General features: G+C 45.8%; 11 protein-coding genes. 8 read left to right on the top strand and 3 right to left on the bottom strand.

Going from position 1 to position 13,227, the window contains the following annotated elements:
* The first annotated feature begins 66 nt into the window (after window positions 1–66).
* The 4 genes from BN1546_RS00205 to BN1546_RS00190 all read left to right on the top strand — a co-directional run bounded on the left by BN1546_RS00205 (window position 67) and on the right by BN1546_RS00190 (window position 1,662).
* Entirely contained in the window at window positions 67–555 is a 489-nt protein-coding gene (locus BN1546_RS00205) for a hypothetical protein (RefSeq protein WP_013370961.1), read from the top strand.
* Between the two features lie 104 nt (window positions 556–659).
* Entirely contained in the window at window positions 660–854 is a 195-nt protein-coding gene (locus BN1546_RS00200) for a hypothetical protein (protein WP_017428465.1), read from the top strand.
* 12 nt (window positions 855–866) lie between these two features.
* Window positions 867–1,202, top strand: a complete 336-nt coding sequence (locus BN1546_RS00195) for a YolD-like family protein (RefSeq protein WP_013370963.1) — start codon at window positions 867–869, stop codon at window positions 1,200–1,202.
* Window positions 1,203–1,317: 115 nt separating this feature from the next.
* Window positions 1,318–1,662: a cupin domain-containing protein gene (locus BN1546_RS00190; RefSeq protein ID WP_025679674.1), complete on the top strand. Its 345-nt coding sequence runs from the start codon at window positions 1,318–1,320 to the stop codon at window positions 1,660–1,662.
* A gap of 114 nt (window positions 1,663–1,776) precedes the next feature.
* Here BN1546_RS00190 and BN1546_RS00185 read toward each other — a convergent pair.
* Together BN1546_RS00185 and BN1546_RS00180 are read right to left on the bottom strand one after the other, a co-directional pair.
* A protein-coding gene (locus BN1546_RS00185; protein WP_369690564.1) for an IS3 family transposase occupies window positions 1,777–2,939 on the bottom strand; the annotation gives its coding sequence in 2 pieces (ribosomal slippage) (window positions 1,777–2,675 and window positions 2,675–2,939; 1,164 coding nt in all).
* Between the two features lie 114 nt (window positions 2,940–3,053).
* Complete coding sequence (locus tag BN1546_RS00180; RefSeq protein ID WP_090735214.1) at window positions 3,054–3,923, bottom strand: aminoglycoside 6-adenylyltransferase; 870 nt, start codon at window positions 3,921–3,923, stop codon at window positions 3,054–3,056.
* 378 nt (window positions 3,924–4,301) lie between these two features.
* Between BN1546_RS00180 and BN1546_RS00175 the strand changes: the two genes are divergently transcribed.
* Entirely contained in the window at window positions 4,302–7,424 is a 3,123-nt protein-coding gene (locus tag BN1546_RS00175) for an S-layer homology domain-containing protein (protein ID WP_090735211.1), read from the top strand.
* Between the two features lie 107 nt (window positions 7,425–7,531).
* Here the strand turns inward: BN1546_RS00175 and BN1546_RS00170 are convergent, their stop codons facing one another.
* A complete protein-coding gene (locus BN1546_RS00170) occupies window positions 7,532–8,365 on the bottom strand; it encodes a class I SAM-dependent methyltransferase (protein WP_090735208.1) in 834 nt (277 codons plus the stop codon).
* A gap of 258 nt (window positions 8,366–8,623) precedes the next feature.
* Between BN1546_RS00170 and BN1546_RS00165 the strand changes: the two genes are divergently transcribed.
* From BN1546_RS00165 to BN1546_RS00155, 3 genes are all read left to right on the top strand, one after another.
* Complete coding sequence (locus tag BN1546_RS00165) at window positions 8,624–9,352, top strand: glycosyltransferase family 2 protein (protein ID WP_090735206.1); 729 nt, start codon at window positions 8,624–8,626, stop codon at window positions 9,350–9,352.
* Between the two features lie 460 nt (window positions 9,353–9,812).
* Window positions 9,813–10,166 (top strand): hypothetical protein, encoded by a 354-nt coding sequence (locus tag BN1546_RS00160; protein ID WP_025675342.1) that lies wholly within the window; start codon window positions 9,813–9,815, stop codon window positions 10,164–10,166.
* Window positions 10,167–10,678: 512 nt separating this feature from the next.
* Window positions 10,679–13,207 carry a BspA family leucine-rich repeat surface protein gene (locus BN1546_RS00155; RefSeq protein ID WP_218055202.1) on the top strand — a complete coding sequence of 843 codons (2,529 nt, stop codon included), beginning with the start codon at window positions 10,679–10,681 and terminating at the stop codon, window positions 13,205–13,207.
* The last annotated feature ends 20 nt before the right edge of the window (window positions 13,208–13,227 follow it).

Below are 13,227 nucleotides of genomic sequence, written 5' to 3'. Positions count from 1 at the left end.
CATAATATTGAACATGTTGAAGCGGGAGTTCCATACTTATTTTTCACGAATATGGAGATGAATAGGATGAGCAATCGAGTATTGTCTCAAAAAGTATTTATAGATGAACTGATCGCTACGATCAAGAGTGGGGGGCTTGTTCCTGTAAATTATGAACACCTCATCAGTGAACAAAGAAAAAAAATGGATGCTCTAAACAATGAACTCACCGTTCGTATTGAGGCATTAGAGACAGATTTGATCTCTGCTTCGACATTTTCCATTCCGTTTGCCAATGGTGAAATCATGTTTCTTGCTCGTTATATTGTACTCATTGGGGATTATACCGAGGGTTACTTTGTGTTTTATCGAGCAGAAGACTGCGAAAGTCCAGAAGAATATCAATTTTTAACGAGCTCTTATCAACTTCCACATGTATTACTCGAATTATCTCACACTTTAAAAGAACATGGTATTAATGAGCCGCATGATATTCTGACTTATTGGAATGGCCCTGTGTATCCGCTGAAAGCTTTGAGTAAAGAGGATATTAAGCTGTCCACCTATGAGTTTTAAATCCCCTGAGAGAGGCCACTCCCTCAGGGGATTTTTTTACATTGATAATCAAACGCATGTTCGCATATAATACAAACAAACGTTCTGATGAGGAGTGAAGGATGATGCTGGAGAAATATGTGGGACAGATCGTGGAAATCGTGTATATGGACCGAAAGGGCAAATTGTCTCATCGGCAGATAGAGGTGCATCGTGTGCAGAATGGCTTGATCCGGGCCACCTGTTTGCAAACTGGTCAGCCACGTGTTTTTCGATTAGATCATGTATTGGCATGGCATCCGGTAACCAGAACAGCATAGGAGGGGCTTACGATGGGAAAAAAGCTTGAAGGAAACGGCATATGGGAAAGTTCGCGTATGATTTTGCCTGAGCATCGGGAGGCATATTTAAGACTGATGAAGGAGCAGGGAAGACGCGGCAAGCCAACACTGGACGATCAGGAAATACAGCAGATTGAACAGGCCATTATCGTATCCTATAACGAACGGAAGCCAATTACGCTAAGAGTGTTCAATCCGTTTGATGATGAGGAATTGTGCGGACTGGTGACAGTGATTAACACAAGTCGGCGAGAAGTGAAGCTATCTCGTGGGGAAGAGGATTTTAGCTGGATTAAGTTGGAGGAAATTATCGAGGCTGATATCTAAAATGATCTGGCCACGGGACTTTTTTACATTGATTCTGTCATTTTTTATAATTAAGATTGTTGCTTTGTGGTTCTAGATTTACAATAAAAATGTAACTGCAAAGGGGGAGTTCATTTTGAAAATAAGTAAACATAGTGCTGAACATTATATATGGGGAGATCAATGTGATGGTTGGCGCTTGGTGAAAAATGATGATTTGAGCATTATTCATGAGCGCATGCCGGGAAATACACATGAAGTCAGACATTATCATCATCATGCGCGCCAATTTTTCTTTATTTTATCAGGTGCAGCGGTACTTGAAGTGGATGGTGAACGCGTACAATTAGGATCTCAGGAAGGGTGTGAGGTTCCTCCTATGGTGCCTCATCAAATGTTTAATGAAACGAATGAGGATGTTGAATTTTTAGTTATCTCTCAGCCTGCCAGCAGAGGCGACCGGGTTCTGACCGAAAACTAATATTAGGGGACAGCCCATCCAAAACGTATATAGGATAAACAACGTTAGCGTATAAAAAAACCAGCCTAGCACTGGTCATACCCCTGTCAAGTAGACAGAACTAAAAAGACATCTTTAAGCAGCAACCGTTTCTCGGTATTCAATCGGGGAACGGTTGTTTAATTTTTTCTGAAATCTATTTTCATTATAAAAAGAAATGTACTCCCGTACGTGTTGTTCTACCTCCGCTAGGGTTCCGGGTTTCGTTAAATAAATCTTCTCTGTTTTAAGATGGGAGAAGAAGGATTCTATACAGGCATTGTCTAGGCAATTTCCACGCCTTGAATGGCTCCCAAGCATTCCAAGCCGCTTAAGCTTGCGGTTAAACGGCTTGGAGGTATACTGAAAACCCTGGTCTGAATGGAGAATGACACCCTCCATGTTCACGTTCTTACTTAGAACGTCTAGCGTCTCGCTAACTAGAGCAAGGTCATTTCGTTCCGAAAGACGCCAAGCCACGATTTCATTGTTAAACAGATCTTGAATGACAGAGAGATATACAAACCGCTCTCCAGCTCGTATGTATGTAATATCGGTAACCAGCTTGGATAAAGGAGAATCTGCCTGAAATTGTCGATCTAATCGGTTGCCATTTACCACAGATGCCTGTTTGCCAAAAAAGCGCCGCTTCTTTCGAATGACGGAACGGATCCCTAATTTCTTCATTAGGCGGTACACCTTTTTGTGATTGACCAAGATACCTTCTCTACGTAAAGCAACGGTCATCCGCAGATAACCAAAATAGGGATGGATCCGGTGGATCGACAACATATGCGATTCCAGAAGCTCTTCTTCTTGCTTACGCTGCTGGGTTGTTTGCTGAGTCTTTCTCCATTTATAATATCCTGCCCGAGAAACATGGGCTAATTCAAGTAACCATTTCAACGAATATCGTGTTCGCATTCCCTCAATAATTTCAAACCTCGCTTCTTTCCTCGTCACTCCTTGTGTAGATTTGGATACTGCTTTTTTAAATATTCAATCTCCGCCCGTAGATACGCCATCTCTTCTTCCATACTGGAAAATTTCGTTTTGGGTCGTCCCTGTCTTGTGGTCGTTGGCTGGAGGTTCTCCCCCGCTCGATATTTCGTCACCCAGCTTTGTACTTGGGATTTATTACGAATGTCTAAGTGTTTCGTCACTTCACGAATACTCATATGTTCTTCGTTCACCAACCGGATTGCCTCCATCTTTACATCTAAGGAGTATTGCCGGAATGATTGTCCCTTTTTAGCCATGAAAAATCCCCTCCGTTCAACAAGATTAAGTCCATCTTAACAGATGTCTTTTCTCTCTTGTCTACTAGAAGGGGATAATACCACACATCCCAAGTGCCCGACTGGTTTTTTTCATTAATAGATGTCCGTTGCATCTGCAGGGAGGGTGTTTACGTGATGGAGATAGTTGGTAACACGTTGATCGTCCTGAATCGGGTATTTATAACCATAATGGTTCGCCACTTTCTGGGCAACTTCTCTGAATAAATTACCCATGATAAAAAGAGACTGCCACATATGTTCATAGTCTGCATCCGCAAACGTTTGGATGTAGGCCGTCCAATGATCAGGCTCAAGGTGCTTCTCCAAATATTTTCCCTGCTTACCCGGATCTGCCGTGAAGTTGGTTTGTATAGCCATATGCCATTCCAGCATCAAGTGAAGCGCATCTCTTACAGGTCGATCTAACATGAATTTGGCATAGGGAAGCTCATGCCGCCATAGTCCTTTAGCCACATAAGTACTGACCCACCAGAACTCATTGCAGGAATCTGCATAGGTTTGGGCGGTTGGAGGGACTGTCTTATAATCTTGAAGATTTGGCGGTGGAAAAGGCTTCACCAGTCCGTCTTTATCTAGGAGCAGTACACTTAAGCTGTCTCGGGGCCAATTGTCGATGTTAGCCACAGGGCAGAGGGTAAGATCTATGCGATTGCCATCCGTAAATAACATAAGAAAAGCAAAGCGATCACGGGACGTCACAGTAGGCTCCGCATGTTCATCGGGCGTCTGCATAATGATCAATTCTCCAAAGTGGTGAATCCAGCCACGTTCCTGAATAAAGCTGTCCATGGAAGATACGAGAAAGACGATGTCATAATCCTGAAAAATATCTCGTGGAGCATGTGGATTGGCGCGTGAACCATTCATAATCACAGCACGTACTCGTTCGTCCTCTTGAGCAAATTGGAGAATGGTATGCAGCATCTCTTGTTCACTTCTCACTATAGTCGTCTCCACAAGCGGTATCGAAAGGAAAAAAACGTAGACAAGACAGCAGTAGAAATAAAGGCCACCAGTTCAAGGATCATCAAGAAAAACGACCTCCTGTAAGTTCTTTTATCTGGGAAAAGTATCCTATCCTTACAATATCCTATCCCTGGAAGCCATTCAACTGTATGGGAGAGGTATGTTCATCACCGAATGTACACTTGACCGAATTGTATAGGCAATTCAAAAGGGTTGGATCAATATCCATCAGCCATATATCATAATTTTATTTATAAGGAAGCAAACAGCGGGCAAATTGTTCAGAATTTGTTCAGTGACGACATTGTATAATCCAAGCAGCAATCATAGATTTATTTCAATAGGAGGAAAGGTATGCATTTTTGCAAGTCTACTAAACGATTCACATATGCATTGACAGCAGTATCACTAATCTTCTCATCGGCCATCTCGGTGGCAGATGCTGGTGCGGCACCAACCGCACAACCCAAATTAATCCAAGACGGAACATGGAGCAAGTCTGACACTTGGATGGATGCTCCAGAAAACTATGTTGGCAGGTCTTCGGACACAGTGTTAGGATATTACCGATCAGCGATTCAGTTTGGAATGCCCGAGCTGACTAGTAAGGTTGTAACGAAGGCAACCTTGCGTATTCATATCTCTTCCATCGGCTATAGCTATAACTTGAATCCTTTTTTGACCGTGTATGGATCGACTGCCGATGTTTGGAGCAATGGAGCTTTTCCACTGAGTCCGACGGATCAGCCTTTGAATACGAAAACAGGCTCAGACCTTCAAATAGGCTGGGTTGATTTTGATGTTACCCATTTTGTACAACAACAGACGGATGATATTGTCTCCTTTGCATTGCTTGCCAATGAAGAAGGGAACCCTGGAGACTATTCGGAAATTACATTTTCAGCCGATGACAACGGCGTAGATATTCCCCAGTTGATATTGGAAACAGCAGCCCTGCCCGCTGTATCCAAAATGCCTGAGGTAGCTGCTGTAACTACTGAGGAAGATATCCCGACATCCAATACAACCATTACATCAAACCCGCAAGATTCAACGGTAGTGACACATTATCAAGTTACGAACGTTATCGGGGGCAAGCTGTATCATAGTGATGGGGTAACGGAGATTCCTGATGGAACTTTTATCACGGCAGCAGAAGCCAGCGATGGCGTGAGGTTTGTGCCTATGGCAAACGCCAACAATGCAGCGGGAGACACCTTCTCTTTCGATGTAAAGGCGGCTCAGAGTGCAACGGGGGATGGACTAAGCGATGCTACTAGGGCTGTTGTCCATGTTACGGAAGTAAACGATGCTCCGACAGCTCAAGACCAAACGCTATCCTCCATTTCAGAAGACTCAGGAGAGCGGATCATCCCTTTTGCAGAACTGCTTGCGCATGCGTCTGCTGGTCCGAATGAGAATGGTCAACATCTAACGATATCCTCAGTCAGCAGCATTGCAGGAGGGGCTGTACGTTTGGATGGAACCAATGTGATTTTTACACCTCAGCCGGATTTCAATGGAACCGCTAGCTTCTCTTTTACCGTCACCGATGATGGAACATCGGACGGCGTCTCAGTCCCGCAGTCGGTGGTCAAGCAAGCCTTCTTTGGGGTCAATTCTGTCGCTGATGTCCCTAATGTGACAGATGCTTTGACAGAGGAAGACAAGCAAAGCTTTGACGGACTGATCCTTACTCGTAATCAAGTGGATGGAACTGACGTGTCGTACTTTAGAATCTCAAACATTATTGGTGGAACCCTCTATAAAAACGATGGGGTAATGGAAATCCGAAATGGTCAATTCATTTCTGTAGCGGATGGCGAAGCAGGGCTTAAATTTATGCCAAATCTTTATGCTAACTCTCCATCAGGTGATCATTTCAGTTTCGACGTACAATCATCGCTAGATATGGCTGGAACAGGGATCAGCGAGCCGAACCAAGCCAGAATCACTGTAAGTGAGGTAAACAACAGTCCGATAGCTGTGAATGATACACTGCCATCGTTATCAGCAAATTCAGGAGCACAATCTATCGCTGTTGATGAACTCTTAGCGAACGACACGGCAGGCCCTGTGAATGAGAGCTTACAACATCTTAGCATCGCATCGGTAGAAAATGCGCAAGGTGGGACGGTAGTTCTAGACGGATCGGTTGTGTTATTCACTCCGAATTTAGACTACCAGGGCCCGGCAAGTTTTGATTATACTGTGATTGATAACGGCACAACCAACGGAGCATTAGATGTGAAGAACTCGACAGCTACTGCTTCATTCTCTATCAACTCAGTACCAACGCCAGATCCAACACCAACGCCAGACCCGGTGCCAACGCCAGAGCCGGTACAAACAGATGACAATTACACAGAATTGCGTGCTTCTATCAATAATAGAAAAATGCTAGTAGGGGATACAGAACGGGCTACAGCAAGCGTTGTAAAATCAGATTCGTCAGAGATTGATGTCAGTGAAAAAGCAACTTGGACTTCCAGCAATACGAATGTCGCTACGGTTAATCAGGGAGAGATTAGAGCACTTTCAGAAGGGAACACGGTAATTTCCGCCACATACAGCGGATATAGCTTTAACGTTCCAATTACCGTAACAGCTGTTACTGCTCCCGCACCCAATAATGCTGGCAGTGATTCCAGTAGTTCCAGCGGTAGCGGGTCTGGCCATCGAAACAGTGACCATTCTAGCGATGATTCCAGCAGCAATACGGCAACATCAGCTGTATCATCTTCATCGGTAACTGTATCTAAAGAACCAGTAGCTGTACCTGAAGAACTGGTGACTGAACCAACTGTTCCTGTGCAAGACATATTCAACAGTAACGTAGTGGTTGCAGACAACAAAGTACTGCAGAATATAAAATCTAAAGCAGAATCTGCTTTAAATTCTTCTACTAATGTTAAACCGTCAGACCTACAAGGACATTGGGCAGAAAAGACGGTCGACACGTTTTCAAAGCTGGGTATCGTAAATGGATATAAGGATGGCAGTTTCAGACCTGATGGTGAAATTACCCGTGCAGAGTTTTCTACTATCATCTCTAGAATCTTTGATATTAGTGGTGGAAACCAGCCTGTGGTTTTGAACGATATTGGGGATCACTGGGCGCAGGATGCCATAACAAAACTGACCACAGCAGGAGTATTAAACGGTTATGAGGACGGTACATTTAGACCAGACCAAACGATCGTTCGTCAAGAAATGGCTGCCATTTTGGCGCGGATCTTGGATTTAGACCGATTGAAAAAGGACACCTCGAATGAAAAAAGCTTCACCGACCTGTCCACTTCTTTTGCAGCTGATACGATTAAACAATTAGCACAAGCTGGTGTGCTTTCGGGTATAAGTACGAGTCAGTTTGGACCTAAGTATCATGCGTCACGGGCTGAAGCCTTGACTGCGATTTATAATGCACTTAGTTTGAACAGCGAAATTAAAACCGTATTGGAAAGTTTGGAGCAGTAATCTGGAATGATGTAGAGGCGAGCCTATGTGGCTCGTCTTTTTGGTTGAGAAGCAACGTGACAATTGTTATGTTGTACAACAATCCATCAACCTATAGTTGATGAGCTTTAAGACTTGGTACCTACCGCAAGCATATGCGGGCTCATACCGATCACGGATTCCTGCTCTTCAACCTGCTGTGCTATATCCAGCAAACGTCTGCGATGGGAGGGAATCGCCCATTTTTCTTCAAATCCGGGTGCAATCCAGACGGGGCCTTCCACACCCAAAACACGAGGCTCCTGCAATCCAGCCACCTGCCAGTCTGCACGCAAGGCATCCGGTGTATGAAAGTAGGAGCGTGTGATAAAAGAGGGATAAGCCGCCGGTCGTACATGCTGACCATCTGTTAACTCCTGTCTGACCATATCCATGAATGCATCTTCCTCTAAAATGGTATTGCACTCGCCGTACACCGATAGCCCCCACAGTAACGAGCCAAACCTGGAAATAGCCGAAGTAATCAGCGTTCCCCCCTTTTTTAAGACACGCGCTGCTTCTTGCAGGGCTTTTAATCGTTCCTTCTGTTCTGTTAAATGATATAAAGGTCCCATCAATAGCACGATGTCCGCGCTTTCATCTTTACGATCAATATTTCTGGCATCTGCGGTTTCCAGCTTGCTGATAATGGGTTTATTCAGTTGCTGCTGACGAGCAAATTCAATGGCTTGCGAAGAAAGATCAAATAGATGAACTTCATATCCCAGTTCTGCCAGCCACGAAGAGTAGACCCCTATACCGCCGCCGATATCATAAATAACATGAGTGGACTTGCTGAGATAACGGGAAATGATTTCTTTTGATCTTTCCAGCTCTATTTTTCCGATGCCTCGCTCTAATCTGCCTATTTCTGCACCGCTATCATAATAAGCCAGAATTTCATGCGTATCTTTTTCGAACATAGTGCATCTCACCTCATATGATTGGAATAATATAACAATAGCACTAGCATTAAGAACAAGTCTACCGTACCTTTGAAGAGGTATCCACTTTGACCAACTATGAACTTAGGATAACTATAAAAAGCCAATTTGGGGTCCGGGTTGGCTTTTGCTAAGCAGTAAAGCTCATCATCCACGATTTGAACCCCACAAATATAAATTGCATATATTATCAAGCAAGTCGATCCATAAGATATGAGTTTGAGAGGGGAAGAATACGTGATCATACATGTATACGCATTATGCTGGAACGAAGAAAAGATGCTCCCGTTTTTTTTTAAGCACTATGATAATATAGCCGACCAATATTACATTTTCGATAATGACTCGACTGATAATTCTATATCCATGTTAAAGGCACATCCCAAAGTAAATATGAATAGATTTGAGATCGAAGGTAATTCGGTCGTGAGATCAGCACAAGATCTATTCAACCAATGTTGGAAAGAAAGCAGGAATAAGGCAGACTGGATTATTATCTGTGACGTAGATGAACATTTTTATCACCCTAACCTTAGAACATATTTGCAGGAATGTACTTCGAAAGGGATAACATTGATTGTCCCTAATGGTTATGAAATGGTTTCTGATTTTTTTCCTAGCAGCGATCAACCATTACATGAGACGGTAAGGAATGGTGTAAGAAGTCAAACGTACGATAAGCCTCAAATATTTAATCCAAGTGCGATTCAAGAAATAAATTTTAGCCCTGGTAGGCATACTGCTGAACCTGCTGGGAATGTAATAAAGCCATCTAATAATGAAGTACTATTGTTACATTATAAATACTTGGGATTTGACTATCTGAATTCACGTTTCTCAGCCTTGAAACAAGGGCTGCGGGAAGGGGATACCACTAATCGATGGGGATTTCACTATTTGTGGGATGAAAAACAAAAAATGGAACAATTTAAGGATTTAAAAAATAGATCTGTAAGAGTGTTGTAGCATGAGCTGTTGTCGCAAGTGACATTTGTAAATAACTATTATAACCTTCACTGTTTCTGTGTAAACGTGCTTGCAAGAGAGTATAGTTTATTTGAAATTGATCTACAAGGATAAAGGCACTTTTTTCTCAGGGCGCCTTTATCCTTTTTTATGGTTGGAAAAGAAATTGGTGAATCAGCTTGCTTAATGCTCGGTCACTGCCTTTTAATGTCCCCAGAATTAAAAACGGCTTGAATAAGTAAATATCTATTTTAATTTTAATAGGTAAACAAACAATCATATGTAACAAGTTATTAATATGATACATGGAGCTACATTAATCCCTATTCTGTTCTATATAGATTGAACTTTAAAAAATATAGTAGATAAAGGCCTAAATATATTTTTTAGTTCAATATATATAGTATTTTTATATAATATGGATTTGTAGTTAATAAATAGAAAAGGAGAGATGAACTTAATGGCTGTATTATCAACTGGACCTATTGAGAATAGTCCTGTTAGTGGGATCAGGCCTATTCAGCAGGTTACCGTTAAAATAATTAACCGTGATTTGGTCAATTCTTCAACTATTTTAATTCAGGGCTACATTTTAAATGGTTTACGAACATTGTATGTACTAGAACAAATAGCTTTAGCCCCCAATGCAGTTGTTACGAGAAATTATCTAGCGAACTTCGACGCATATGAATTCGTTTTTACCACAAGCGGTTTAGCAGAAGAAAGTACTGATATTTCAGTTTGGGGAAAAAACGCGAGCGGTACAATCATTGATGTTCAGCGTATTGTTGCGGATGAGCAACTAGGGTCTTAAAACTCAACATATGTATAGAGATAGAACCACAATCGCAGCAAATGGTTGAGACATAAAATAGAGGGAACAGGGTCTTGAGAAAGATCGTTGTTCACAAAAATAATTTGCTTTTTACTAGAGAGGAGGGAGTACCTAAATGGCAGTATTATCAACTGGACCCATTGCAAACGATCCTGTTCTAGGAGTCAGACCCACCCAACTGGTCACTGTAAAAATAGATAACCGAGATTCTGTAAATTCTTCTACTGTTTTAATTGAGGGTTTTATTTTAAACGGTAGCAGAACATTATATGTACAACAACTAGTGGCAGTGGGGCCCAATGTGGTTTTAACTAGGAATTTCTTTGCAGGTTTCGACGCATTTGAATTCGTGTTTACCACAAGCGGGCCAGCAGAGGATGAAACTCAAATTTCTGTTTGGGGTAAAGATGCATTGGGGCAATTAGTACCTGCGCATCGGTTAGTATCTGATGAACTTTTAGGAACCGATCAAGGCGTCCAAGGACCTCAGGGTGTTCAAGGACCTCAAGGTGTTCAAGGGCCTCAGGGTGCTCAAGGACCTCAAGGTGTTCAAGGCGTTCAAGGCGACCAAGGACCTCAGGGTGTTCAAGGCGTTCAAGGCGACCAAGGACCTCAGGGTGTTCAAGGCGTTCAAGGTGACCAAGGACCTCAGGGAGCCCAAGGCGACCAAGGACCTCAGGGAGTTCAAGGAGCCCAAGGTGACCAAGGACCTCAGGGAGTTCAGGGAGCCCAAGGCGACCAAGGACCTCAGGGAGTTCAAGGAGCCCAAGGTGACCAAGGACCTCAGGGTGTTCAGGGAGCCCAAGGCGATCAAGGACCTCAAGGCGTTCAAGGAGCCCAAGGCGATCAAGGACCTCAAGGCGTTCAAGGAGCCCAAGGCGACCAAGGACCTCAGGGTGTTCAAGGCGTTCAAGGTGACCAAGGACCTCAGGGAGCCCAAGGCGATCAAGGACCTCAGGGTGTTCAAGGCGTTCAAGGTGACCAAGGACCTCAGGGAGTTCAGGGAGCCCAAGGCGACCAAGGACCTCAAGGCGTTCAAGGTGTCCAAGGCGACCAAGGACCTCAAGGCGTTCAAGGTGTCCAAGGCGACCAAGGACCTCAGGGAGTTCAAGGAGCCCAAGGTGACCAAGGACCTCAGGGAGTTCAAGGAGCCCAAGGTGACCAAGGACCTCAGGGTGTTCAAGGTGACCAAGGACCTCAGGGAGTCCAAGGCGATCAAGGACCTCAAGGCGTCCAAGGCGACCAAGGATCTCAGGGAGTTCAAGGAGCCCAAGGTGACCAAGGACCTCAGGGAGTTCAGGGAGCCCAAGGCGACCAAGGACCTCAGGGAGTTCAGGGAGCCCAAGGCGACCAAGGACCTCAGGGAGTTCAAGGAGCCCAAGGTGACCAAGGACCTCAAGGCGTTCAAGGTGCCCAAGGCGATCAAGGACCTCAGGGAGTTCAGGGAGCCCAAGGCGATCAAGGACCTCAAGGCGTCCAAGGCGACCAAGGACCTCAAGGCGTTCAAGGTGTCCAAGGCGACCAAGGACCTCAAGGCGTTCAAGGTGCCCAAGGCGATCAAGGACCTCAGGGAGTTCAGGGAGCCCAAGGTGACCAAGGACCTCAGGGAGTTCAGGGAGCCCAAGGCGATCAGGGACCTCAAGGCGTTCAAGGAGCCCAAGGCGACCCAGGACCTCAAGGCGTTCAAGGTGTCCAAGGCGACCAAGGACCTCAAGGCGTTCAAGGTGTCCAAGGCGACCAAGGACCTCAGGGAGTTCAAGGAGCCCAAGGTGACCAAGGACCTCAGGGAGTTCAAGGAGCCCAAGGTGACCAAGGACCTCAGGGTGTTCAGGGAGCCCAAGGCGATCAGGGACCTCAAGGCGTTCAAGGAGCCCAAGGCGACCAAGGACCTCAAGGCGTTCAAGGTGTCCAAGGCGACCAAGGACCTCAGGGAGTTCAAGGAGCCCAAGGTGACCAAGGACCTCAGGGAGTTCAAGGAGCCCAAGGTGACCAAGGACCTCAGGGTGTTCAAGGTGACCAAGGACCTCAGGGAGTTCAAGGAGCCCAAGGTGACCAAGGACCTCAGGGCGTTCAAGGTGACCAAGGACCTCAGGGAGTCCAAGGCGATCAAGGACCTCAAGGCGTCCAAGGTGACCAAGGACCTCAAGGAGCCCAAGGCGATCAAGGACCTCAAGGCGTCCAAGGCGACCAAGGACCTCAGGGAGTCCAAGGCGATCAAGGACCTCAAGGCGTCCAAGGTGACCAAGGACCTCAGGGAGTCCAAGGCGATCAAGGACCTCAAGGCGTCCAAGGCGACCAAGGATCTCAGGGAGTTCAAGGAGCCCAAGGCGACCAAGGACCTCAGGGAGTTCAAGGCGTCCAAGGCGATCAAGGACCTCAGGGTGTTCAGGGCGTCCAAGGCGACCAAGGACCTCAAGGCGTTCAAGGTGCCCAAGGCGATCAAGGACCTCAGGGAGTTCAGGGAGCCCAAGGTGACCAAGGACCTCAAGGCGTTCAAGGAGCCCAAGGTGACCAAGGACCTCAGGGAGTTCAAGGCGTTCAAGGCGACCAAGGTGACCAAGGACCTCAGGGAGTTCAAGGCGTCCAAGGCGACCAAGGCCCTCAAGGCGTTCAAGGAGCCCAAGGCGACCAAGGACCTCAGGGAGTTCAGGGAGCCCAAGGCGACCAAGGACCTCAGGGAGTTCAGGGCGCCCAAGGCGACCAAGGACCTCAGGGAGTTCAGGGCGTCCAAGGCGACCAAGGACCTCAGGGAGTTCAGGGCGTCCAAGGCGACCAAGGACCTCAGGGAGTCCAAGGCGATCAAGGACCTCAAGGAGTTCAAGGAGCCCAAGGCGACCAAGGCCCTCAGGGAGTTCAAGGCGTCCAAGGTGACCAAGGACCTCAAGGCGTTCAAGGTGTCCAAGGCGACCAAGGACCTCAGGGAGTCCAAGGCGATCAAGGACCTCAAGGAGTTCAAGGAGCCCAAGGCGACCAAGGACCTCAGGGAGTTCAGGGCGACCAAGGTGCTCAAGGCCCTCTAGGTCCACAAGGTGTTCAAGGC

The sequence above is a fragment of the Paenibacillus sp. Mc5Re-14 genome, from assembly GCF_001049835.1.
Classification (GTDB): domain Bacteria; phylum Bacillota; class Bacilli; order Paenibacillales; family Paenibacillaceae; genus Paenibacillus; species Paenibacillus polymyxa_C.
The sequence above is the reverse complement of the archived record's forward strand: the minus strand, read 5'-3'. Positions and strand labels throughout refer to the sequence as shown.